The following is a 21916-nucleotide window of genomic DNA, read 5'->3' as shown; positions in this document are numbered from 1 at the left end:
CAGTTGTCGACTGCTGTTTAGCAGCGCAGACTGGCGAAGAGTCGAGGCCGCGTTGCTCAAGGAGTACTGCCTTTCAAGGCTATTGAGGATCGGTTAGTCGGTATTTGCCGGTCTCGATCTTCACCATTAGCTTCTGCGCGCAGAGACTACTGATTGTGCGCCCTGCAAGACTCTCGACGGAGCCATCTAAATCACTGGCTACCAACACTTCTCGCAACCATTGCACCACCTGGGATTTGGTGGCAACGGCTGCATCACAGCGCATCCGAAACTCGACGATCGTAGTGGCAAGTGATAGGACATCAACTTCGGCAATCCCTCTCACAATGTCACCAGAGCGCGGAAAATGGTAATCACTGACCAGTGCCGCGACCTCAATGATGGATTGCCCCCTCGTCGCTGATCGAACGGAGCCCAAATCAGCCGCGTGCAGGACAATCTCCGAGACACTGGCCTCGTCCAATGGCGTGGCCAAGCACGTCAGACATGTGCCGAGCATGTCATGCGGTGTCGTGTTATTGCATTTGGCGCAGGCTCGGAGATATCCGTCGGTCAGCTCATTGCGCACGAGGTCAATACCGGAGATGGGCAGACTTGTCGATAACGAGAGCCACCAGCCCCAAAGCTGAGCTCCGCGGCTGCTCCATCTGATGCCGCCTTCATAGACCCATCGTCTCCATCGGCTTGCGTAGACGAACTCTTCACCAAAGATCTGGTGCCTTCCGACTAGACCCGCATACTTCTGCACCCTGTTTTCGATGAATCGTGGGGCTGGATTACGGGCATCCTGTTCGAGGACCGCTTCACGGTCCATCTTCTGCAAGCCCTTTCGCAGAAAATCCGATTTCACGCTGCGCAGCCCCACGAGCATGTCGATGGGCACAATGATGTAGGCGCATGTAGTGGCTCGTCCGAGAGCGCAAGCCAATGTCGTGTCGTCCATCTCGAAGCCCGCCACGATGATTACAACGGGTTTCTCCATGCCGCGATACGCCGAGATCGTGGAGCGCGAAACATCGACCCCCTCAAGCGACAAGGAAAACTGACTGAGCACGATCATGTCCCGCGTTATGACACCGGCCTTCGAGAGCTCCGTCGTTATGGCCTGGATGCTCTTGGAGACATCCCTGCTGATGCTTTTGGATAAGTCCTCCCTAGAAAACGGGCGAGGGCAGTTGACCTCATGTCGTGGCGGTAGCATCTCCATCATCGTCTGAGTGATGCCGCGGGGATTTCGATAGACCGTTGTCAGGTAGAAGAAGCTCTCGCCGTAGGTATCCTCCATAAATCGATAGGAACTACCCCGTTCGATACCGGGAAGCACCTGGAGCTCATCGGCAAATACGAACTTGCGGGCATTGGCAAAATGCTCATGCAGCGCCAAGTGATCGGCCTCGTTGAGCGCCTGGGCCTCATCGACGATTAGCACCGCATACTGGTGATCTACCGTCTCATGCAAGGCCAGGTAATGCTTGTCATAGTTGGGCTCGCCAATGCCACTGTCTCGGCTCCGCATTCCCAGAGACTCGCAGTAGGAATGAAAGGTCTGAACCGTTACTCCCTGGCTGGATCGGCTCAGTTGAGCGGCCACCTTCTGCGTGATCTGGCGGTTCTTTAGAAGGAAAAGTACCTTGAGGCCTTGGAGTGCAAGCTGTTCGGCCAGAGAGCGCGCAATGAGTGTCTTGCCGCTGCCTGAGAATCCCGCGATCAGCCTCCTATCAGTGTCGATGCACAAGGCCACCTGATTCGCCTGCCTGTCGTCTAATCGAAGCCACAGCTCACCATCCGCGACAATCTTTCGGCCGAGAGACCCGTCCCGCACTTCCTGCGGCCAAACCGCGTCGAGGAATTGATCAATTTCATTGCTAAAACTGTCCTGGTCGCCGTAATTAAGCGCGGCTTTCCAGTGCGCCATCAACTGCATGATGCGCGCGGGCATGTCCCGACGATGCTTCTGCAGGATCAGAATGCCTTCAGGAATCGGCCGGTCGAGCGGTACGTAGGCGCTGGCGATCTGCGAACTCTCAAGATCGAAGTCTGGAAAGTGCACTGCATACCCGACTGGGCACTTCACCTGCCAAGACTGCAGCATCTCGACGAGAACGAAAGCATTGTCCTTGACCTGATTCAGTGGATCGATTTCGTATCCGGCACGTTCGTGAATGAAGCGAACGCCCGAGGGCTTGTACAGCCCCGATTTCGTCTCGATACAAAGCATGCCCAGCTCCGCGTGTAAGATCACAAAGTCCACCTCGCCGGACAAATGCTTCCTTTCCAAAGAGACCCGCAGGTACTCCTGCAGCTCTTGCGAGTACACCCGCTTGGATCTGCCTCGTAGCCAGGGCAGCGAGTGGATGACGGTGAAGCTATCGTCGAGTGCTGCCAGCTCCCGAAAGAGGGCGAATTCGCCTTTGCTGCGGAATTCCGCGAAATCGAATGCTGGAAAAAACCTGGCCATGGACGGAAGAAATGCTCGTCGGTTTAGAGTAATCAGTACGCTGAGAATTCTGGGGCATAGTAGCCTCAAACGCCTCGGGGTCGGGCCTCCACGGACCAGCTACTGTCTGAGGTACTTGGATTAGACGACCATGACGGCGCGGCGCTGCCCCAACCTGCTGCCTAGCTTTGAGCCCTGGGCGTGAGCGCTAAGTGGCCGGTGTGGCACATTGGGCTCGCGAGCAGCTGATAGACGATATCTACACGCTCGTCGAAAGTTTGCGACGCCGAGATACTGTCAAAGTCTGATGAACTCTATCGAGAATAGGGAGCTGATTCAGCCAGATTTATGCTAGCCTGCAAGCGCTTCGGGTATAGACCCGAAGGTGCATCACAAGCTGTCAAGCCCCAAGGCGGCATCCCAGGTGAAACCACCCAAGGTGACCAGCAGTGCGGCCAGCAGCGCTCGGATACTTATCTTCATAGGTACTCCAAGTGTGACGCTGACATTATACGTCGATCCTAGCAATCGCGGCGAAATCGGACTGGGTGACCAACACCGATTGGATGATGTGAGGAGCATTTGAGTTTATCCGGCCAGGCGGTTGAGGATTGCCGCCATCCTATACCTGGCCGGTTGGCTCGAACATGGATGTACGCTGATGCCGGAAAATTGGTACAAATCTCGGGGCTATCTGCACTTTGATCGCCCGATCAACCAGGCTGCGGCGCTGGAGATAGTCTCAAGTCCTAAGACTGTTGCTAAGCATGCCTTTTACCCCTTTATTCGCTATGTCGCACAAACACAGAAAGTGTTTTTCGACAAAAGCATAGGGAAGGTGGTCAAAAAAGACCCCAAAGAACGGCCCATTTCCTACGCTGCGCATGTCGACAGCCACATTTATTCCTACTACTGCGAACTGCTGAACCAGGCCTATGAGGACCATCTGGCGAAGGTGCAGTGGTCCCCCGCTATTCTGGCGTTTCGGGCCCTTGGCAAAAGCAATATCAATTTTGCTCGCGAGGCGTTCCTAGATATCGCGACGCGAGACTCCTGCTGCGTCATCGCCATCGACATCAAAGGTTTCTTTGACAACCTAGATCATGCGCATCTCAAAAGTGCCTGGCAGACACTACTAGGCACCAGCCAGTTGCCCGACGACCATTACGCGGTGTATCGATCCCTCACCAAGTTCTCGTTCGTCTACAGGGACCAAGTCTACGAGATGCTGGGGCTCTCCAAGAACAACCCCAAACAAGGCCGCAAGCGAATATGCGAGCCCCACGAATTCCGAACTAAGGTGCGTGATGGCGGCCTGATCGAAACCAACAAGGATAAAAAAGGTATCCCCCAGGGCTCCCCTATCAGCGCCCTACTGTCCAACGTGTACATGATGGGCTTCGATGAGCAGATCCACACCTATGTCCAAACCTGCGGCGGTGCCTATTACCGGTATTGCGATGATGTGCTGCTAATTGTGCCGCTGGAGAAGGATGCGGAGGCCAAAGCCCTAGTCGGCCAACGGGTCAATGCGATAGGCCTGGAAATCCAGGCCTCCAAGACGGAGACCTGCAAATTTAAGCGCTCGGCTAAGGGCTTGAGATCCGACCGACCTCTGCAATACCTGGGCTTTATCTTCGACGGGACCAACATTTACCTGCGCTCATCGTCACTGGCTCGCTATCAGGAGCGTGTGAAGAAAGGCATTTGGATGGCGGAACAATGCATGGAGAAGGTCAACGCCAAACGAATCTCCAGAGGCCAGCTGCCCCGTTCGATGTTCCTGAAGAAGCTGTACAAGCGGTACTCCTACCTGGGCCGAAGGAATTTCATTTCTTATGGCTACCGGGCAGCCAGAATCATGAACGCCCCATCGATCAAGAAGCAGCTCAAACCACATTGGAACAGGCTTCGCGAGCGCATTTCAGATGCGCAAGGCGAACGACATTGAATAGGCCACGCTTCCGGCCTCAGGCAAGGCTTGCGAGGAGGGGCGTGTGCCTTCATCAGATAGTGACTGCTTCTGGCCGATTGCTGCCTTAGATACCCCCTTCGATCACTCCTCCCAACGGCATAAACGCGGTGACTGGACACAGCCAGTCACCGCGTTTATGCCTGGCCCTTCTCTCACGCGGCTTTCAAAGCAGCGTCACGCTCTTCAATTTTCTCCATCACCCAGTCGTGAATCTCTTCCTCCACCCACCCCACGCACCTCTCCCCCAATGACACCGGCTTCGGGAACGCACCTTCGCTGATGTACTTGTAGACGGTCGACCTAGCAAGGCCGGTCGTAGCCATGACTTCTCGTAAACGGATGATCCTCATGAACGGGCTCCTGGTGTTCGTTCAGAGGATTGGCAGGTCTCGTTTTTATTGACCGAGCCCAGCTCAGGAGCGATCTGACGGCAGCAAAGGGGCTTCAGCACCTCCATGAAGAAGGCAGGCTGCAGTGCAGATATGGATGAAACACGGCTACAGGCCGCGGAATTCCAGATATGTCTTATTAAAACTGCATCTAGCCAGCTTCTAGAATCCCTCTAGATCACATCTACAAACCATCTATTCCAGCTCTATTCCGCAACTAGATGCTTTCAACAAGACAAGGAAGTCATGACCCAACCCCGCCCTCCCCTCAAATCCGGCTTCTTCGTCACGGATACCTTGTCCACCCTCCTGGGAGAAACCTCATCCGACAGTCGTCGTGACATCTGGCTGTGGTTCTACCTGGCACTGCGCGACACCGCTGTCTACCACCCGAAGAACATCATTCTCGCGACCATGCGTAACCTTATGGCTGAGAGCATTGAGGAGTTCGGAGTGACGAGGGGTCAGGTGCAGGCCCACCAGAACGACCTGCTGATCCCTGAGAAGCACTTCTCCTGGATATCGGAGAGCGAGCGTCAGCTGTCTTGGATTAAGCGCAGGCTGCCTCGTGAAATCTCGGATGAGCGAATCGACTCGCCGGTTCTATCCGAAAGAGATCTGCTGATAGCCACGATCGACTGCGCGGAATGGCCCCAGTGGAAAAAGACCCTGTTCTTGGCCAGCCTTAAGCGCGCGTGGGGAGAACAGCAACAATTAGACGAACAGTTGGATTGGATTAAGGAGGGGGACGAGAGAGAAGCCTGTCGTCACGCCTGGGAATGGCTGAGCAAACACCTCTCCCACCAGGTGTTCCTTCACTCTCATCCCGAAAGCCATCAGCGCCTATTGATTAAACTCGACTCGTTTACGTGGAAGCCCATGGAGCGAGCCCATTGCATCGCGACGATAAGACGGCTCTGGCGGCAGAAGCTTCGCCGCAAGGACGCTAAAGGGAAGAAGCAGTACAACTTCATCCTGAGCGATAAGGCCATTAAGCGCCTGGACAGACTCTGCAAAGTTCATGAGCTCTCCAGAGCCCGCGTCCTGGAAATCCTCCTGCAGATGGAGGATGAAAAGGACCTTTATCTCAAGGAGCAGATTCGCGTACTGCGAGGGATCGAGCACTAGATACTCGATCGCTTGGCTCGATTCCCCAGGGAATGCTCGGCTCGAGAAGAACCTCAAAAACTGCCTACAAAACGGCGAGATTTCCGGTGGGGCAAAAAGTGGGGCAAAATTCGAGGGGCACACAAAACACTCGCCCATAAAAAAATCCAACCACCGCTAAGTGATTGGATTTTCTAGGGATTATTGGTCGGGACGGAGTGATTCGAACACTCGACCCCTTGCACCCCATGCAAGTGCGCTACCAGGCTGCGCTACGCCCCGACGTTGCTTCCGAGTTCCCTCAGAAGCGGATCGCACTATACCCCAAGCATTTGCTTTGGAGAAGTGCTTTTTTCATTTTTTTCAGTTACTTGCGCAGCACATGCAGCACGTCTTCCAATTCGGCAATCATCTGCCGGATCAGTTGCTTGTACTGGGTGGCGTCTTCGCGTGCTTCGTCGCCGGTGAGGCGCTGACGGGCGCCACCGATGGTGAAGCCCTGGTCATAGAGCAGCGCACGGATCTGGCGAATCATGAGCACGTCCTGGCGCTGGTAGTAGCGCCGGTTGCCTCGTCGCTTGACCGGGTTGAGTTGCGGGAACTCCTGTTCCCAGTACCGCAGTACGTGCGGCTTCACCGCGCAAAGATCGCTCACTTCACCGATGGTGAAGTAGCGCTTGCCCGGAATGGGGGGCAGCTCGTCGTTATGACTTGGTTCCAGCATAAGCCTCAACCCTGGCCTTCAGTTTCTGCCCTGGACGAAAGGTGACGACGCGCCGGGCTGTGATCGGGATTTCCTCTCCCGTCTTCGGGTTGCGTCCGGGACGCTGGCGCTTGTCGCGCAGGTCGAAGTTGCCGAAACCCGACAACTTCACCTGTTCGTTATGCTCCAGCGCCTGGCGGATCTCTTCGAAGAAGAGCTCCACCAGTTCCTTGGCTTCCCGCTTATTCAGGCCCAGCTCTTCGTACAGACGTTCAGCAATTTCAGCTTTCGTCAGAGCCCCCATACGCTACTTCCTTAACGTGGCGTTGAACCTTTGTTCCAGCGAGGCGACGATATTCTGCGTAGTCGCGTTCACCTCGTCATCATTAAGAGTGCGTGATGGATGCTGCCAGGTCAAGCCAACGGCCAAGCTTTTTCTAAGCGGATCAATGCCTTTACCGTGGTAGACGTCAAAGAGCCTGAGGTCCGTCAGCCATTCGCCCGCCGTTTCACGGATATTGGCCAGGACGAATTCGGCCGGGGTATCCAGATCGACGATCAGGGCCAGGTCACGGCGCACTTCGGGGAAGCGCGACAGTTCGCTGAATTTCGGCAGGCGGCCCTTGGCCACTTCGGCCAGTACCAGCTCGAAGACATAGACCGGGCGATCCAGGTCCAGCGCCTTGGCCAGTTCCGGGTGCAGGGCGCCCAGATAGCCGACCAGCACGCCGTCGCGCTCGATCTTGGCGGTCTGGCCCGGGTGCAGCGCCGGGTGTTCTGCCGGGGAGAAGGTGAAGGCATCGATGGCGCCGGCGTTACCCAGCAGCGCTTCGACGTCGGCTTTGACATCGAAGAAGTCGACGTTCTCGCGGCCGTTGGCCCAGCCTTCCGGCTGACGGGCACCGCAGACGACGCCGGCAAGCATGTTTTCCTGCACCAGCCCTTCCAGCTGACCGACGAAGCGCAGGCCGCTTTCGAACAGGCGCACGCGGGTCTGCTGGCGGTTGAGGTTGTGCTGCAGGGACTTCACCAGCCCCGGCCAGAGCGAGGCGCGCATGGCGGCCATGTCGGCGGAGATCGGGTTGGCCAGCATCAGCGGCTCGACGCCGGGGTGGAACAGCTGGAACAGCTTGGGATCGATGAAGCTGTAGGTAATGGCTTCCTGGTAGTCGCGAGCGACCAGCAGGCGGCGCAACGCAGGCAGTTCGGCCTGGGACTCGGACTTGGTGTTCGGCGCCAAGCGGGCCTGCGGGTAGCGAACCGGCAGACGGTTGTAGCCATAGAGGCGGCCCAGCTCTTCGATCAGGTCGACCTCAATGGAGACGTCGAAGCGATGGCTCGGCACGTCCACGGTCCAGGCATCAGCACCGGCTTTCTGGACGTCGAATTCCAGGGCGGTGAGCAGACGCTCGATCTCGGCGTTTTCCAGGGTCATGCCCAGCATCTGGGTGACGCGCTCGGCGCGCAGGGTGACCGGCGCAACCTTGGGCAGGTCGGCTTCGCTGACTGCTTCCACGATCGGACCGGCTTCGCCGCCAACGATCTGCAGCAGCAGTTCGGTGGCGCGCTCCATGGCGCGACGGGCCAGTTGCGAGTCCACGCCACGCTCGAAGCGGTGCGAGGCATCGGTGTGCAGGCCATAGGAACGAGCCTTGCCGGCAACGGCAATGTTGTCGAAGAAGGCGCTCTCGAGGAAGAGGTCGCGGGTCTTGGCGCTGACGCCGCTGTGCTCGCCACCCATCACGCCGGCGATGGCCAGGGCGCGTTCGTGGTCGGCAATCACCAGGGTGTCGGCACGCAGGGCGACTTCCTGGCCGTCGAGCAGGACGAGCTTCTCGCCCTCCTCCGCCATGCGCACGCGTACGCCGCCCCTGATCTCGTCAAGATCGAAGGCATGCATCGGCTGGCCCAGTTCGATCATCACGTAGTTGGTGATGTCGACGGCTGCGTCGATGCTGCGAATGTCGGAACGGCGCAGGCGCTCGACCATCCACAGGGGGGTCGGCTTGCTCAGGTCGACATTGCGGACTACGCGACCGAGGTAGCGCGGGCAGGCCTTGGGAGCCAGCAGCTCCACAGTGCGAACTTCGTCGATCTGCGGGGCGACGGCATTGACCACCACCGGCTTGACCTCGGCGCCGTACAGCGCGCCGACTTCGCGGGCGAGGCCGGTCAGGGACAGGCAGTCGCCACGGTTCGGGGTCAGGCCGATCTCGATGGAGGCGTCGTCCAGTTCGAGGTAGTCGCGGATATTGGCGCCCACCGGCGCATCCGCGGCGAGCTCCATCAGGCCGGCGTTCTCTTCGCTGATTTCCAGCTCTTTGGCCGAGCAGAGCATGCCGTGGGACTCGACGCCGCGCAGCTTGGCCTTCTTGATCTTGAAGTCGCCCGGCAGTTCGGCGCCGATCATGGCGAAGGGGATCTTCAGGCCCGGGCGCACGTTGGGCGCGCCGCAGACGACCTGGAAGGTCTCCGAACCGTTGCTGACCTGGCAGACGCGCAGCTTGTCGGCGTCCGGGTGCTGTTCGGTCGACAGTACTTCGCCCACGACCACGCCGCTGAACTGGCCGGCAACCGGGATCACGGCGTCGACCTCGAGGCCCGCCATGGACAGACGAGCCACCAGCTCGTCACGGGATACCTGCGGATTTACCCAGCTCCGCAGCCACTGTTCACTGAATTTCATCCTGCTCTCCTGAATGCGTTGACGGTCGTGCGGGCTAGCGGAACTGGCCGAGGAACCGCAGATCGTTGTCGAAGAACAGGCGCAAGTCGTTCACGCCATAGCGCAGCATGGCGAGACGCTCGATACCCATGCCGAAGGCGAAGCCCTGGTACTTCTCGGGGTCGATGCCGGACATGCGCAGCACGTCGGGGTGGACCATGCCGCAACCCATGACTTCCAGCCAGCCGGTCTGCTTGCAGACGCGGCAACCCTTGCCGCTGCAGAGCACGCACTGAATGTCGACCTCCGCCGAAGGCTCGGTGAAGGGGAAGAAGGACGGGCGGAAGCGGACGGAGAATTCCTTCTCGAAGAAGGCGCGGAGGAATTCCTCGATGGTGCCCTTGAGATCGGCGAAGCTGACGTCTTCATCGACCAGCAGACCTTCGACCTGGTGGAACATCGGCGAGTGGGTCAGGTCGGAGTCGCAGCGGTAGACGCGGCCCGGGCAGACAATGCGAATCGGCGGCTTCTGGTTTTCCATGGTGCGGACCTGTACCGGCGAGGTATGGGTGCGCAGCAGCATGTTCGCATTGAAGTAGAAGGTGTCGTGCATGGCACGAGCCGGGTGGTGCCCCGGGATATTGAGCGCTTCGAAGTTGTGGTAGTCGTCTTCGACTTCCGGGCCCTCGGCGACTTCATAGCCGATGCGGGTGAAGCACTGCTCGATGCGCTCCTTGGTACGGGTAACCGGGTGCAGGCCGCCGGAGGACTGGCCACGGCCCGGCAGGGTCACGTCGATGCGCTCGGCTGCCAGCTTGGCGGCGAGGGCGGCGCCCTCCAGCTCGGCCTTGCGGGTGTTCAGCACATCCTGAACCTGTTCCTTGGCAACGTTGATCAGCGCACCGACCTTGGGGCGCTCTTCGGCCGGCAGGTCGCCCAGGGTCTTCATGACCTGGGTCAGCTCGCCTTTCTTGCCGAGGTAATGAACCCGGATCTGCTCCAGGGCGTTGACGTCTTCGGTGTTCCGCACGGCGTCCAGGGCCTGCGAGACCAGCGCGTCCAGGTTTTCCATGTACCAACTCCAGATACAAAATAGGGGAAGAGCGGTAAGGCTCTTCCCCTATCGGTGACGTTACGTCCGGACCAGGATCCGGTAACTGTCGCGGGGCTTAAGCCAGGCTGGCTTTCGCTTTCTCGACAATCGCGGTAAACGCCGCTTTTTCGTTCACAGCCAGATCGGCCAGGACCTTACGGTCGATCTCGATGGCCGCCTTTTTCAGGCCAGCGATCAGACGGCTGTAGGACAGACCGTTCTGACGAGCACCAGCGTTGATACGGGCGATCCACAGGGCGCGGAACTGACGCTTGCGCTGACGACGGTCACGGTAGGCGTATTGGCCAGCCTTGATTACCGCCTGCTTGGCAACGCGGAACACGCGCGAACGCGCGCCGTAGTAGCCTTTTGCGAGCTTCAGAATCTTTTTGTGACGACGACGGGCAATCACGCCACGCTTAACACGAGCCATTTATTTATCCTCTACCAGAAATCAACGCAGACGCAGGGAGCGTGCTACACGGCGAACGTCGGAAGCAGCGAGCATCGAAGTGCCGCGCAGCTGACGCTTACGCTTGGTGGTCATTTTGGTCAGGATGTGGCTCTTGAAAGCGTGCTTGTGCTTGATGCCACCAGCAGTCACTTTGAAGCGCTTTTTGGCGCCACTCTTGGTTTTCATCTTTGGCATGTTTAGTACTCCGCATTCGTTAACAACTGATAACCATCAGGCCTGCCAGTGCCCGGGAGGTTATTTACGCTTCTTGGGAGCGATGACCATCATCAGCTGGCGTCCTTCCAGCTTAGGATGCTGTTCCACGGTGCCGACTTCGGCGAGGTCGTTTTCGACCCGCTTCAGCAGCTCCATGCCCAGCTCCTGGTGGGCCATCTCACGACCACGGAATCGAAGCGATACCTTGGCCTTGTCCCCTTCATTAAGGAAACGTACCAGGTTGCGTAGTTTTACCTGGTAATCCCCTTCTTCCGTCCCTGGACGAAACTTGATTTCTTTGATCTGTTGCTGGTGCTGGTTCTTCTTCGCAGCAGCGGCTTGCTTCTTCTTCTCAAAGAGGTGCTTGCCGTAGTCCATGATGCGGCAGACAGGGGGCACCGCATCAGCAGAAATTTCCACCAGGTCCAGCTTGGCCTCGTCAGCCAGACGGAGTGCCTCATCGATGGAGACCACGCCAATCTGCTGACCGTCAGCACCAATCAGACGAACCTCACGGGCGGTGATGTTCTCGTTGATCGGCGGTTTCGGGAGAGCCCGCTTATCCTGTCTCATTTCACGCTTAATAATGATTACTCCGAGTCTTGGCGACCACGCCGGGAAACCGCCTGAGCGAGCAGCTCCACGAACTGGGCGACCGGCATCGAGCCGAGGTCTGCCCCTTCGCGCGTACGAACGGCGACGGCCTGCGATTCAACTTCCCTATCACCGATAACCAACAGATAGGGAACCTTGAGCAAAGTATGCTCGCGGATTTTAAAGCCAATTTTCTCGTTTCTCAAGTCAGACTTGGCACGGAATCCGCTTTGCTCGAGCTGACGCACCACTTCTTCAGCCCATTCGCCCTGCTTGTCAGTGATATTCATCACCACGGCCTGGGTCGGTGCGAGCCAAGCCGGGAACAGGCCGGCGTAGTGCTCGATCAGCATGCCGATGAAGCGCTCGAAGGAGCCGAGGATCGCGCGGTGCAGCATGACCGGACGGGTACGGCTGTTATCTTCGGCGATATAGCTGGCATCCAGGCGCTCGGGCAGGTTCGGATCGTACTGCAGGGTGCCGCACTGCCAGTTACGGCCGAGGCAGTCCTTCAGGGTGAACTCGATCTTCGGACCATAGAAGGCGCCCTCGCCCGGCTGGTATTCCCACTCCAGGCCGGATTCGTTCAGAGCGTCGGCCAGCGCGTTTTCGGCGCGATCCCACAGCTCTTCGGAACCGACGCGCTTGGCCGGACGAGTCGACAGCTTCATGGAAACATCGCTGAAGCCGAAGTCGGAGTAGACCTGCAGGGTCAGCTTGATGAAGTCGGCCGCTTCCTTCTTCACCTGATCTTCGGTGCAGAAGATGTGGGCGTCGTCCTGGGTGAAGCCACGCACGCGCATGATGCCGTGCAGCGCGCCGGACGGCTCGTTGCGATGGCAGGCGCCGAACTCGGCAAGGCGCAGCGGCAGGTCGCGGTAGGACTTCAGGCCCTGGTTGAATATCTGCACATGGCACGGGCAGTTCATCGGCTTGACGGCGAAGTCGCGGCTTTCCGAAGACGTGGTGAACATGTTTTCGGCGTAGTTGGTCCAGTGGCCGGAACGCTCCCAGAGGATACGATCGACGACCTGCGGGGTGCGGACCTCGACGTAACCGTGGTCGCGCTGCACCTTGCGCATGTACTGCTCAAGCACCTGGTAGACGGTCCAGCCGTTCGGGTGCCAGAAAACCATGCCCGGCGCTTCTTCCTGGAGGTGGAAGAGGTCGAGCTGCTTGCCGATGCGACGGTGATCGCGCTTCTCGGCTTCCTCGATGCGCTGGACGTACGCCGCCAGCTGCTTCTTGTCCGCCCAGGCGGTGCCGTAGACACGCTGCAGCTGCTCGTTCTTCGAGTCGCCGCGCCAGTAGGCACCGGAAATCTTGGTCAGCTTGAACGCCTTCAGGAAGCGGGTGTTCGGCACATGCGGGCCGCGGCACATGTCCACGTACTCCTCGTGGAAGTACAGGCCCATGGCTTTCTCGTCCGGCATATCGTCGATGAGGCGAAGCTTGTACTCCTCACCACGAGCCTTGAAGGTCTCGATGACTTCGGCACGCGGCGTCATCTTCTTGATGACGTCGTAGTCCTTCTCGATCAGCTCGGCCATGCGCTTTTCGATGGCAGCCATGTCTTCCGGCGTAAAGGGGCGCTCGAAGGCGATGTCGTAATAGAAGCCTTCGTCGATCACCGGACCGATGACCATCTTGGCGGTCGGGTACAGCTGCTTGACCGCATGGCCCACCAGGTGAGCGCAGGAGTGGCGGATGATTTCCAGCCCGTCCTCGTCCTTCGGGGTGATGATCTGCAGGGTCGCGTCGCTGTCGATGATGTCGCAGGCATCGACCAGGCGTCCGTTGACCTTGCCGGCCAGGGTGGCTTTCGCCAGGCCCGCGCCAATGGATTGCGCCACCTCGGTCACACTGACCGGATGATCGAAGGAACGCTGACTACCGTCGGGAAGAGTAATGATGGGCATGGCGCCTCCTCTCCTAGTGGTGACCCCTACGAAAGGCCACATGGGTTGGGATGTGCCAGTAAGCGTCGCCCGCCGGGCAGGCCTGCCTCACAGTGGCAGGCGCCTTGTCGGCACCCTGCGCATTCGCGCGCGGACGGAGATCACTGGAAGAAATCGAAAACCTGCCCGAAAACGATAGCGGGCAGGGCGTGGGATGTTACTGCAAGTTGAGGAAGCTGACGAGCGGCAAGCCTGACTTGCCTCAGTACTGCTCGACAAATTCCAGCACAGTGCGATTGAAGGACGCCGGGCGGATCACATTCATGCCGTGGGACGCGCCGGGAATCGTCACCGACCGCACATCCGCCAGTATCGATTGCAATGCCTGGATGATTCGCGGGAACGGCTCCGGACTTTTCGCGCCGCCAATCAGCAATACCGGCAAATGCAATTGCGCAATCTGCGCACGCCCAATAGGAGCGGGTTGATCGGCGACCTGCCCGACCAACGTCATTGCATTAGCCGTCGCCATTTCACGAAATTGCCGGGAGGACCGCGACCAGACTCCTGCGCCACTGACAGTGTCGACGAAAAGTTGCAACCCGTCTTCCACCGCCCCAGCACGAATCATCTTCAGGGCCTGCTGACGAAACTGATTGCGCTCGACGGGGGATACCGGCGCGTCGATATTCACCCCGGTGAAAACATCATTAGCAAAGTCTCCACCGGGATCTGCAAGCGTCAGTGAAAGCAATTTATGCGGCACGGCCTGTGCCACCCGCAGACAGATATTCCCTCCCCGTGAATGCCCCAGCAGATGAACCGGGCCAGACAACTGATCGAGCAATGCCAGAAGATCATCAACATGCTGCTGCGTCGTAAAACCTGATCCCTCGCCATCCCATTGGTCCGGGTAGTAATGACGCAGACTGGGCGCTATCACGCGATAGCGCGCGGACAAAGCCTCGACCTGCCCCTGCCAGTAGCGATAGTCGCAGAGCGAACCATGGACCAGCAGCAGCGGCACCCCCTGCCCGGCGACCTGGCACGTCAGTTCATAATCATTGACCCGGTAATGCACTATCTCGTTATTCATCCAGCACTCGCACGCAACGCACCACAATAAAGCACACAGAATTCGCAGGGACTATCTAATCGACGAAAAATCCCGCCACGCCCCTTAGCTCGCGCATTATCCTTCAGAACCCAACTAATCCACCAACCCTTCATCCGCCCTTAACATTTAAAGTGTGTTTCCCCAATCGCAACCATTCATATATTCAGTTGACGCGAACAATCATAAGAACACAGAATCGCGCCGTACTTATCACCCAACATACGGGAGCACCCAGATGTCCAAACTTGCGGAATTCCGCGAAGCCGAGCGTAAACTCCAGGAACAACTCGCCCTGCTCGAGAAACTCAAGAGCGATGGCGGCCTGAAGAAAGAACTGGAGTTCAAGGACCAACTGCAGGCCTTGATGGATCAGTACGGCATGGACCTGCGCAATGTCATCAATATCCTTGACCCGCAGACCACTACCGAACCGGCAACCGCGCAACAGCCGCGCCGCACCCGCCAACTGAAGGTCTATAAGAACCCGCACAATGGCGAGACCATCGAAACCAAAGGCGGCAATCACAAGACCCTGAAGGCCTGGAAGCAACAATACGGTGGCGACACCGTGGAATCCTGGCTGCAGTGAGCCGCGACGGTTCGCGGAGCGCTCCCGCTCCGCGAAATCCGCGATAACCGACCAATGGCTGTATAAAAACTAGCCATTGCTAGAAGAAATCCTTATAATCGGTCGCTAGCGAAAACCAAACCCAAGGTCGCCCCTCCCAGCACTCCCTACCTGATCCAGGGCAGAAGCTGGGCTCTACAGGGCCACGGCCAGCGCATCCTCCGCATCGATTCCAGAGCACGCCAACCGCGCCAGGAACATTTGCCCGAGCGATCAGCGCCCCACGTCAGATCACCTGCTTTCACCCAACATCGCAGCCTGACGCGAACAGACCGTCAAGTTTCCAATCGCTGCCATATTCCGGTCACAAGCTTTCTGCATTCTCAGATCGCAACCGGAGCTTTTGACGATTTCGACGGTCATAGGACCGTTACCTATTTGGAAAGACAAGACAATGAAAACCTCCCTGCAAATCCAGGAGGCAATTGGCACCCTTTCGGCGGCCTTCGCCCCTCTGAACTGCGTCATCCAGGCCAAGCGCAAGCATGGCTTCAGCTTCACCCTGGTGAACGAGCATGGCATCGCCAAGCACACCGAGCGCCTCTATCCCCAGCAGTACCTGGGCGAGGCGCCGCTGAACGCTGTGATCCAGCGCGTGCAAGCCACCATCGCTGCGTGAACCGGAAAAACCAAAAAGCCCCGCCAATGCGGGGCTTTTGCATTTCTGTCGTCCTATATAAAGGCAGCCAACATTCAGTTCAGACGGATACCCGCCTTGACTGATTCGATCTCCCCCGCCAACGCCTCGTAGCGCTGTGAGGGCGCCGCATAGGTCAGCGAATACGCCGCGCCTTCTCCCAGGGCAACCTGCAAAGTCTGCTTGAGCACCTCGGTGCCGTTCTGGCTGATACCACAATGAACCTCCAACCCCGCCAGGCCACCCAGCCTGGTTTCAAGCGGTTTGCTGCACGCCGCCTGGAAACCCTGACGCATGAAGTCCTTCTGCAACGCCTTGCGCATCTCGACGATGACATTCTCGACACTGACCGCCATACCAGAGCCGAGCCTGCTACGGGTGACCTCCATGACCAGGTCCTGGGATCCGTCCTCTGCCATGCGCACACCGCGCTGGCGAACCACCGGCGCATCGGCCGTCGCATCCGCCGGCGAGCGGGAAACCTCCCAACCCTGCGGCCAGATCACCTGCATCTCCGCCAATGCCGGAAACGGCGCCAGCAGCACGCCGAACAACAACCAGGATCTCAGACCGCGCATCACCTCTCCCCTATCAGCGATCAACAGTGCCAGCCGCTTCAAACAAACCCGGCCATAAGCATATCGAATACCTGAGCCGTCGACGCCGAGAAGCATCAGCTCGATACTGGCGTAACGCCATAAGCGCGCTACACTCATCCTACAGCCGACGGACCGGCTGGCTGATGTCCTGGTGGTAAACGATGTCCTGAAGCCCCGCGCTGCAACGCGGGGCTTCTCGTATTTCCAGCAATGCATGGCGCTCAGTGCCAGCGTCTACCCTTCACGGTGCGCAGTTGATCGAGCCGATCTGAAACGCAGGGCATATCCCGCTGTCATTTGAGGATGGCTTCGTAAAGTTGCAGGGGCGCCAAGGCGCCCCTGCCTCTGATCACGTCGACATTCGTCTCATGATCAGCTCACCATCAATGACTTCACCAGTCTCGACGAAGCCTTCGGACGCATAGAGACGTCGCGCTCCAATGTTTTCCGGTGCAACACCAAGGGCAACACCAGGACCTCCAGGCAAGTTGCAGAGATGTGCCATCAGCGCTCGCAGGGCAGCACGTCCATAACCGCGACCCTGGTGCGTGCGGTCAATCATCAGGCGGTAGATCCAGCGGCTGTTCTCATCCGGATCGAGGGCGTGCATCAGGAAGCCGACTAGCTCACCAGTCTGCATGGCGCGCACGGCCAGAGGCTCACACCAAGGGCTATCGGCAGCTTGCTCCAGCGATTCGGCGTTGCTGGCAATAAAGTCAATTTGGTCGTCGCGTACCCGCAGGGTACGGCAGAGTGCTTCTTCCTCAGGCGAGCTGAGGGCAACGAGAAACACCGGTGGGCAAAGAGTGGACATGTTTGATTCTCCGCGGGGCAGAAAGGGCCCCTTCAGGATTTCGTTGACGGTTCATTGGCGGACACATCATTGAAAACCGGGTCATAGGGCACCTCCTTGTTTCGCGGATTGAAAGCCTGTCGGCTGATCCTGCCGACAGGGGCGCAACTCTAATCGGCAGCCGGGAAATCGCGCAAGCGCCCCATCGATCACTATACGCAGCCTGACTCATCTGCAGGCTTCCGCCGCGGCAAGCGGTTGCCGTTCGTGGGCCTTCCGCCGCTCCAGGCCGGCCAGCAGCGCGCATCCTAGCTTGCAGGCTATCGCGCTTCTTCGGCGAAGCCGTCCGAAACATGGGAGACATAAGCCAAGCAACGTTTCAGGCAGCTTGAATGAACCTATAGCGGCGATAGCTCCTCAAGCGCGCATCCGCCAACCGAGCGCCAGGACTGCAGTATCTGCCTCAGCTCACGCCCAGCAGAAATATCGAGGAAACGGCGAGCGCACCTGCGACCAGTGAAAAAACGCCGAGAGCAACAACGGCATCGTCACTGCTAATCAGACTTACCAGTGCGGAGAGAGCTTTCATCTTCAGGTCCTCCAAATAGCGCTCATTGCGCCTGACCTAAGTTTCCCTCTCCTCGTTCGGCGCCTGACTGATAGATATCAACGCGCCGGCCGTCTCCAGCAAGACGGAGAACTACGCCGTGCCAATCCATCTGGAGATAGAGATGGGCGCAGACCTGCGCCAGGCGGTGGCCGGACGACTGCGGGGCGTACAAGCACATCACCGATAAGCGAGCACGACCTACTGTGCACGAACTGCGCGCGCTGGGTTCCTGGCCATATGAAAAGCAGGGACTCCCGACCGAGTACGTGCAGGCGCTGATGGGCCACGCCGACGGCGAGATGACGACCTACTATCAGGAGGGCCGGAAGAGAAGGCGGTCGAGTATCAGAGGGTGCGGGCCGACCTGGAGCTCTAGGCCGCGACTGCCGTTTTGCAAAGGTTTGGAAAAAATATTGAAAAAACAAAAAGGGCGACCCTTTCGGATCGCCCTCTAAGTACCGCCAGAAGCGGTTTTGTTTGGTAGGCACAATTGGACTCGAACCAACGACCCCCACCATGTCAAGGTGGTGCTCTAACCAACTGAGCTATGTGCCTGTCGTGTGGGGCGCATTCTACGCGATCGTTTTGGAGCGTCAAGCACTTTTTTCGCTAACTTACTGAAAAAGTGAATTTTTTTATGTTCGACCGTCCGTAAATTATTTTGCACGGGCACTAGCCGGCCAGATTCGACTCAGGTAGCATCCGCACATCTCGTAAAAAATAACAAACACAGGTGCATTATGCCGCACACCTCCTACCCTTCCTCCTATTATGCAGCTTCGGCCAACCCGGTCCCGGCCCGTCCTGAACTGCAGGGCGAGGTGGAAACCGATGTCTGCGTAATCGGCGCGGGCTACACCGGCCTGTCGACCGCCCTGTTCCTGCTGGAAAACGGTTTCAAGGTCACCGTGCTGGAAGCCGCCAAGGTCGGCTTCGGCGCTTCGGGCCGTAATGGCGGCCAGATCGTCAACAGCTACAGCCGCGACATCGACGTCATCGAACGCAGCGTTGGCGCCAAGCAGGCAAAACTGCTGGGTGACATGGCCTTCGAAGGCGGCCGCATCATCCGCGAGCGTATCGCCAAGTACAACATCCAGTGCGACCTGAAGGACGGCGGCGTGTTCGCGGCCCTCAGCGCCAAGCAGATGGGCCACCTGGAATCGCAGAAAAAGCTGTGGGAGCGCTTCGGCCACACCCAGCTGGAACTGATGGACGCCAAGCGCATCCGCGAAGTCGTCGGCACCGACAGCTACGTCGGCGGCATGCTCGACATGAGCGGCGGCCACATCCACCCGCTGAACCTCGCCCTGGGCGAAGCCGCGGCCGTGGAATCCCTCGGTGGCGTGATCCACGAGCAGTCCCCTGCCGTGAAGATCGACCGTGGCGCCAACCCTGTCGTGCACACCCCGAAGGGCCGCGTGAAGGCCAAGTTCATCGTGGTAGCCGGTAACGCCTACCTCGGCGGCCTGGTGCCGGAGCTGGCTTCCAAGTCCATGCCGTGCGGCACCCAGGTGATCACCACCGAGCCGCTGAGCGCTGACCTCGCCAAGTCCCTGCTGCCGACCGACTACTGCGTCGAGGACTGCAACTACCTGCTCGACTACTACCGCCTGACCGGCGACAACCGCCTGATCTTCGGCGGCGGCGTGGTCTACGGTGCGCGCGATCCGTCGAACATCGAGGCGATCATTCGTCCGAAGATGCTCAAGGTGTTCCCGCAGTTGAAGGACGTGAAGATCGACTTCGCCTGGACCGGCAACTTCCTGCTGACCCTTTCGCGCCTGCCGCAGGTTGGCCGCATCGGCGACAACATCTACTACTCCCAGGGCTGCTCCGGCCACGGTGTGACCTACACCCACCTGGCGGGCAAGCTGCTAGCCGAGGTGCTGCGTGGCCAGGCCGAACGTTTCGACGCCTTCGCCACCCTGCCGCACTACCCCTTCCCGGGCGGCCGCATGTTCCAGGTTCCGTTCTCCGCGATCGGTGCCTGGTACTACACCATGCGCGACAAGCTGGGCATCTGACGCCTCGCTTCACACCGCACGAAAAAACGGCGCCTCAGGGCGCCGTTTTCTTTTCCGGGATCTTCTCCGGCGGCGACGAGCTGTCGCTGCGCACCTGGGCGTGGCTCATCAGCGCAAAGATCAAGCTACCTCCGACGATGTTCCCCGCCAGCGTCGGCAGGGCGAAGTCGAGGACGAACCCCGACGCCGGGACCTCCCCGGCAAACATCAGGTAACCCACCTCGCAGGTGCCGACCACGATGTGGCTGAAGCTGCCCAGCGCCATCAGGTAGGTGACCAGGAAAATGATCCACACCTTGGCGTTCTCGGCCGCCGGCACCAGCCAGACCATGGTGGCGATCATCCAGCCGGAGACGATGCCCTTGGAGAACATCTGCCAGTGGTCGTTCTCCATCACTTCGCGGCCGATCTCGAGGAAGGCCTGGTCGGCCTTGGTATCGAAGATCGGCAGGTGCAGCATGCCGTAGGCGAACAGCAGCGCGCCGACCACATTGCCCAGCAGCACCACCGACCACAGCCGCAGCAGCTGGCCGAACTTCTCCAGCGTCGGCTCGCTCATCACCGGCAGCACGGCCGTCAGGGTGTTTTCGGTGAACAGCTGCTGGCGCGCGAGAATGATCGCCAGGAAGCCGACCGGGTAGCCAAGGCTGGTGGTGATCACCGCCATGTCGTGATCCGGCAGGCGCGCGCGGAACAGCCCCATGGCCATCAGCGAAAGGCCAATGGTCAGCCCGGCCGCCAACGCCGACCACCAGAGCGCCGCCAGGGTCCGGTCCAGCTCATGGTTGCCCTGCAGGCGGATGACTTCGTGCAACACCAGCGGCCGTGGCGGCTGGCTCTTTTCGACCTTGCGTCGCTCCTCGGCGGAAAGATCGTCCGCCGTGTCGCTCTCCGCTTTGGATTTCCGCGTCTGGCCACCAGAGGCGGCCTTGCGGCGGGTCTTCGCTTGGTCAGTGACGGCACTTGCGCGCGACTGGGCTGCGCCGCGTGCCGGTTGTTTTTCCGTCGCCATGCAGGGCACCTCGCTGGGGGCATTGCAGCGTTAGGCTGCGCATCCCCCGCTTCGGTTCAGGAAACCTGCGAACTTCAGTTTGCCGGGCAAACAGGCACGGCCTGGCAATTGGCGCCCAGCGCCGCAGAAACGCCGATCTTCTGCGAGAAACGTGCATCGCCCGGCGCCAGTTGCCGGGCGCAACTCGCCGCGGAATCGGCCTGTTGGGGGCAGCCGCGCTCACCCAGCACGTTGGCCAGGTTGAACCAACCCGCGGCAAACGCCGGCTTGGCACCGACGCTATGGCGCAACGCCTGCTCGGCATCGCTCAGGTTGCCGTCGGTATAGCGCGCGTTGGCCAGGGCGAACCAGCCGAGCGGCTCCTGTGGCCAGGCGCGGGTCGCGGTCCGATAGGCCTGTTCCGCCAGGACCGACTGGCCGGTTTCTTCCAGATCGTGTGCCGCCCGCAGCCAGGCCGTCGGCTCCGTCGTGGCGGGCAGACGATCCGCCGGAACGGTCAGCACCGCCCAGCGCTGGCTGCGTTTCCAGGTCACGTCGAAGGCAGTGAAGTCGATCACCAGGCGCTCGGTGATGCCCGAACGCAGGATCAGTTCATGGCGAGTGCGGTCGTAACCGACCACCACCGCGAAGTGCCAGACCGGCAGCCAGTCCAGTCCCTGGTTCTGCAGGATCAGCACCGGATTGCCCGCTGCCACTTCACTGAGGATGTTCTCCAGGCGTGGCTTGAGCGGGTAGACCAGCATGCCCTTCTCGCGCGCGGCCGCCACCAGCTCCACCTGCAGGCTGCCCTCGCGCCCGGGGATGAACACACGGTCCTTCAGCTCGCGGGGCGTTACACGGATGCCGCGCTGATTGAGCATGGTCGCCAGCGCGGCCGGGCCGCACTGGAATTCCTGCTGCGGGAAGAATTGCACCTCTTTCAGCTCCACCCGCTGCGGCAGGGCATCGACGCTGGCAGGCAGCGT

Annotated in this window: 21 protein-coding genes and 2 tRNA genes; 5 read left to right on the top strand and 18 right to left on the bottom strand. The window is 59.4% G+C overall.

Features of this window, described 5'->3' with window-relative positions; all coding sequences use genetic code 11:
• Positions 1–79: 79 nt before the first annotated feature.
• Positions 80–2458 (bottom strand): AAA family ATPase, encoded by a 2379-nt coding sequence (locus ACCC94_RS06985; RefSeq protein WP_413348597.1) that lies wholly within the window; start codon positions 2456–2458, stop codon positions 80–82.
• A gap of 640 nt (positions 2459–3098) precedes the next feature.
• Between ACCC94_RS06985 and drt2 the strand changes: the two genes are divergently transcribed.
• Positions 3099–4388, top strand: coding sequence for an antiviral reverse transcriptase Drt2 (gene drt2 / locus ACCC94_RS06980; protein WP_413348596.1), 1290 nt, complete (start codon positions 3099–3101; stop codon positions 4386–4388).
• Positions 4389–4564: 176 nt separating this feature from the next.
• Here drt2 and ACCC94_RS06975 read toward each other — a convergent pair whose 3' ends face one another.
• Positions 4565–4762, bottom strand: coding sequence for an AlpA family transcriptional regulator (locus tag ACCC94_RS06975; RefSeq protein ID WP_413348595.1), 198 nt, complete (start codon positions 4760–4762; stop codon positions 4565–4567).
• Positions 4763–5047: 285 nt separating this feature from the next.
• On the opposite strand from ACCC94_RS06975, the gene ACCC94_RS06970 reads away from it, so the two are divergent.
• Positions 5048–5929, top strand: a complete 882-nt coding sequence (locus ACCC94_RS06970; protein ID WP_413348594.1) for a hypothetical protein — start codon at positions 5048–5050, stop codon at positions 5927–5929.
• Positions 5930–6113: 184 nt separating this feature from the next.
• Here ACCC94_RS06970 and ACCC94_RS06965 read toward each other — a convergent pair.
• The 10 genes from ACCC94_RS06965 to ACCC94_RS06920 all read right to left on the bottom strand — a co-directional run bounded on the left by ACCC94_RS06965 (position 6114) and on the right by ACCC94_RS06920 (position 14627).
• Positions 6114–6190: transfer RNA gene (locus ACCC94_RS06965), tRNA-Pro, on the bottom strand.
• Between the two features lie 85 nt (positions 6191–6275).
• The gene (locus tag ACCC94_RS06960) at positions 6276–6632 is read right to left on the bottom strand and encodes a MerR family transcriptional regulator (protein ID WP_015476661.1); all 357 of its coding nucleotides are present in this window, start codon (positions 6630–6632) and stop codon (positions 6276–6278) included.
• A complete protein-coding gene (ihfA, locus tag ACCC94_RS06955) occupies positions 6613–6915 on the bottom strand; it encodes an integration host factor subunit alpha (RefSeq protein ID WP_003090661.1) in 303 nt (100 codons plus the stop codon). Before ihfA ends, ACCC94_RS06960 begins: the two co-directional genes overlap by 20 nt.
• 3 nt (positions 6916–6918) lie before the next feature.
• A complete protein-coding gene (pheT, locus tag ACCC94_RS06950) occupies positions 6919–9297 on the bottom strand; it encodes a phenylalanine--tRNA ligase subunit beta (protein WP_413348593.1) in 2379 nt (792 codons plus the stop codon).
• Positions 9298–9331: 34 nt separating this feature from the next.
• A complete protein-coding gene (pheS, locus tag ACCC94_RS06945) occupies positions 9332–10348 on the bottom strand; it encodes a phenylalanine--tRNA ligase subunit alpha (protein WP_413348592.1) in 1017 nt (338 codons plus the stop codon).
• A gap of 97 nt (positions 10349–10445) precedes the next feature.
• On the bottom strand, positions 10446–10802 hold the full coding sequence (gene rplT, locus ACCC94_RS06940; RefSeq protein WP_003099086.1) for a 50S ribosomal protein L20: 357 nt from the start codon (positions 10800–10802) through the stop codon (positions 10446–10448).
• A gap of 21 nt (positions 10803–10823) precedes the next feature.
• Entirely contained in the window at positions 10824–11018 is a 195-nt protein-coding gene (gene rpmI / locus ACCC94_RS06935; protein WP_017516491.1) for a 50S ribosomal protein L35, read from the bottom strand.
• A gap of 60 nt (positions 11019–11078) precedes the next feature.
• Positions 11079–11630, bottom strand: a complete 552-nt coding sequence (infC, locus tag ACCC94_RS06930) for a translation initiation factor IF-3 (RefSeq protein ID WP_171049545.1) — start codon at positions 11628–11630, stop codon at positions 11079–11081.
• Positions 11630–13552 (bottom strand): threonine--tRNA ligase, encoded by a 1923-nt coding sequence (thrS, locus tag ACCC94_RS06925; RefSeq protein ID WP_413348591.1) that lies wholly within the window; start codon positions 13550–13552, stop codon positions 11630–11632. The genes infC and thrS overlap by 1 nt, the downstream gene beginning before the upstream one ends.
• Positions 13553–13793: 241 nt before the next feature.
• Positions 13794–14627, bottom strand: coding sequence for an alpha/beta fold hydrolase (locus tag ACCC94_RS06920; RefSeq protein ID WP_413348590.1), 834 nt, complete (start codon positions 14625–14627; stop codon positions 13794–13796).
• 256 nt (positions 14628–14883) lie between these two features.
• Here ACCC94_RS06920 and ACCC94_RS06915 point away from each other — a divergent pair, with 256 nt between their 5' ends.
• Together ACCC94_RS06915 and ACCC94_RS06910 are read left to right on the top strand one after the other, a co-directional pair.
• A complete protein-coding gene (locus ACCC94_RS06915; protein WP_413348589.1) occupies positions 14884–15237 on the top strand; it encodes a histone-like nucleoid-structuring protein, MvaT/MvaU family in 354 nt (117 codons plus the stop codon).
• A gap of 433 nt (positions 15238–15670) precedes the next feature.
• Positions 15671–15895 carry a hypothetical protein gene (locus tag ACCC94_RS06910; RefSeq protein WP_413348588.1) on the top strand — a complete coding sequence of 75 codons (225 nt, stop codon included), beginning with the start codon at positions 15671–15673 and terminating at the stop codon, positions 15893–15895.
• 74 nt (positions 15896–15969) lie between these two features.
• Here ACCC94_RS06910 and ACCC94_RS06905 read toward each other — a convergent pair whose 3' ends face one another.
• The 4 genes from ACCC94_RS06905 to ACCC94_RS06890 form a co-directional block, all read right to left on the bottom strand.
• Complete coding sequence (locus ACCC94_RS06905) at positions 15970–16587, bottom strand: DUF4946 domain-containing protein (protein WP_413348587.1); 618 nt, start codon at positions 16585–16587, stop codon at positions 15970–15972.
• 274 nt (positions 16588–16861) lie between these two features.
• Complete coding sequence (locus tag ACCC94_RS06900; RefSeq protein WP_413348586.1) at positions 16862–17326, bottom strand: GNAT family N-acetyltransferase; 465 nt, start codon at positions 17324–17326, stop codon at positions 16862–16864.
• 442 nt (positions 17327–17768) lie between these two features.
• Positions 17769–17894 carry a hypothetical protein gene (locus ACCC94_RS06895; protein WP_413348585.1) on the bottom strand — a complete coding sequence of 42 codons (126 nt, stop codon included), beginning with the start codon at positions 17892–17894 and terminating at the stop codon, positions 17769–17771.
• Between the two features lie 499 nt (positions 17895–18393).
• A tRNA-Val gene (locus tag ACCC94_RS06890) sits at positions 18394–18470 on the bottom strand.
• Between the two features lie 185 nt (positions 18471–18655).
• On the opposite strand from ACCC94_RS06890, the gene ACCC94_RS06885 reads away from it, so the two are divergent.
• Positions 18656–19939 (top strand): NAD(P)/FAD-dependent oxidoreductase, encoded by a 1284-nt coding sequence (locus tag ACCC94_RS06885; protein WP_054911130.1) that lies wholly within the window; start codon positions 18656–18658, stop codon positions 19937–19939.
• Between the two features lie 34 nt (positions 19940–19973).
• Here ACCC94_RS06885 and ACCC94_RS06880 read toward each other — a convergent pair whose 3' ends face one another.
• Positions 19974–20951: a formate/nitrite transporter family protein gene (locus ACCC94_RS06880; RefSeq protein WP_413348584.1), complete on the bottom strand. Its 978-nt coding sequence runs from the start codon at positions 20949–20951 to the stop codon at positions 19974–19976.
• A 74-nt stretch (positions 20952–21025) separates the two neighbouring features.
• Positions 21026–21913, bottom strand: coding sequence for a PA2778 family cysteine peptidase (locus tag ACCC94_RS06875; protein WP_413348602.1), 888 nt, complete (start codon positions 21911–21913; stop codon positions 21026–21028).
• Between the last annotated feature and the right edge of the window lie 3 nt (positions 21914–21916).

Origin of the sequence: Pseudomonas sp. Pseusp97 (assembly GCF_047304025.1) — a bacterium.
In the GTDB taxonomy this organism is placed as follows: Bacteria; Pseudomonadota; Gammaproteobacteria; order Pseudomonadales; family Pseudomonadaceae; genus Pseudomonas.
This window is presented reverse-complemented; position numbering and strand designations above follow the sequence as displayed.

What these genes read in the sequence shown, in the direction of transcription:
- ACCC94_RS06985 (WP_413348597.1), bottom strand. Translation starts at nt 2,458, where the DNA reads ATGGCCAGGTTTTTTCCAGCATTCGATTTCGCGGAATTCCGCAGCAAA.
- ACCC94_RS06895 (WP_413348585.1), bottom strand. Translation starts at nt 17,894, where the DNA reads ATGAAAGCTCTCTCCGCACTGGTAAGTCTGATTAGCAGTGACGATGCC.
- ACCC94_RS06970 (WP_413348594.1), top strand. Translation starts at nt 5,048, where the DNA reads ATGACCCAACCCCGCCCTCCCCTCAAATCCGGCTTCTTCGTCACGGAT.
- ACCC94_RS06880 (WP_413348584.1), bottom strand. Translation starts at nt 20,951, where the DNA reads ATGGCGACGGAAAAACAACCGGCACGCGGCGCAGCCCAGTCGCGCGCA.
- rpmI (WP_017516491.1), bottom strand. Translation starts at nt 11,018, where the DNA reads ATGCCAAAGATGAAAACCAAGAGTGGCGCCAAAAAGCGCTTCAAAGTG.
- pheS (WP_413348592.1), bottom strand. Translation starts at nt 10,348, where the DNA reads ATGGAAAACCTGGACGCGCTGGTCTCGCAGGCCCTGGACGCCGTGCGG.
- rplT (WP_003099086.1), bottom strand. Translation starts at nt 10,802, where the DNA reads ATGGCTCGTGTTAAGCGTGGCGTGATTGCCCGTCGTCGTCACAAAAAG.
- ACCC94_RS06910 (WP_413348588.1), top strand. Translation starts at nt 15,671, where the DNA reads ATGAAAACCTCCCTGCAAATCCAGGAGGCAATTGGCACCCTTTCGGCG.
- ihfA (WP_003090661.1), bottom strand. Translation starts at nt 6,915, where the DNA reads ATGGGGGCTCTGACGAAAGCTGAAATTGCTGAACGTCTGTACGAAGAG.
- thrS (WP_413348591.1), bottom strand. Translation starts at nt 13,552, where the DNA reads ATGCCCATCATTACTCTTCCCGACGGTAGTCAGCGTTCCTTCGATCAT.
- pheT (WP_413348593.1), bottom strand. Translation starts at nt 9,297, where the DNA reads ATGAAATTCAGTGAACAGTGGCTGCGGAGCTGGGTAAATCCGCAGGTA.
- ACCC94_RS06900 (WP_413348586.1), bottom strand. Translation starts at nt 17,326, where the DNA reads ATGTCCACTCTTTGCCCACCGGTGTTTCTCGTTGCCCTCAGCTCGCCT.
- ACCC94_RS06885 (WP_054911130.1), top strand. Translation starts at nt 18,656, where the DNA reads ATGCCGCACACCTCCTACCCTTCCTCCTATTATGCAGCTTCGGCCAAC.
- ACCC94_RS06960 (WP_015476661.1), bottom strand. Translation starts at nt 6,632, where the DNA reads ATGCTGGAACCAAGTCATAACGACGAGCTGCCCCCCATTCCGGGCAAG.
- ACCC94_RS06920 (WP_413348590.1), bottom strand. Translation starts at nt 14,627, where the DNA reads ATGAATAACGAGATAGTGCATTACCGGGTCAATGATTATGAACTGACG.
- ACCC94_RS06915 (WP_413348589.1), top strand. Translation starts at nt 14,884, where the DNA reads ATGTCCAAACTTGCGGAATTCCGCGAAGCCGAGCGTAAACTCCAGGAA.
- ACCC94_RS06905 (WP_413348587.1), bottom strand. Translation starts at nt 16,587, where the DNA reads ATGCTTCTCGGCGTCGACGGCTCAGGTATTCGATATGCTTATGGCCGG.
- ACCC94_RS06975 (WP_413348595.1), bottom strand. Translation starts at nt 4,762, where the DNA reads ATGAGGATCATCCGTTTACGAGAAGTCATGGCTACGACCGGCCTTGCT.
- drt2 (WP_413348596.1), top strand. Translation starts at nt 3,099, where the DNA reads ATGCCGGAAAATTGGTACAAATCTCGGGGCTATCTGCACTTTGATCGC.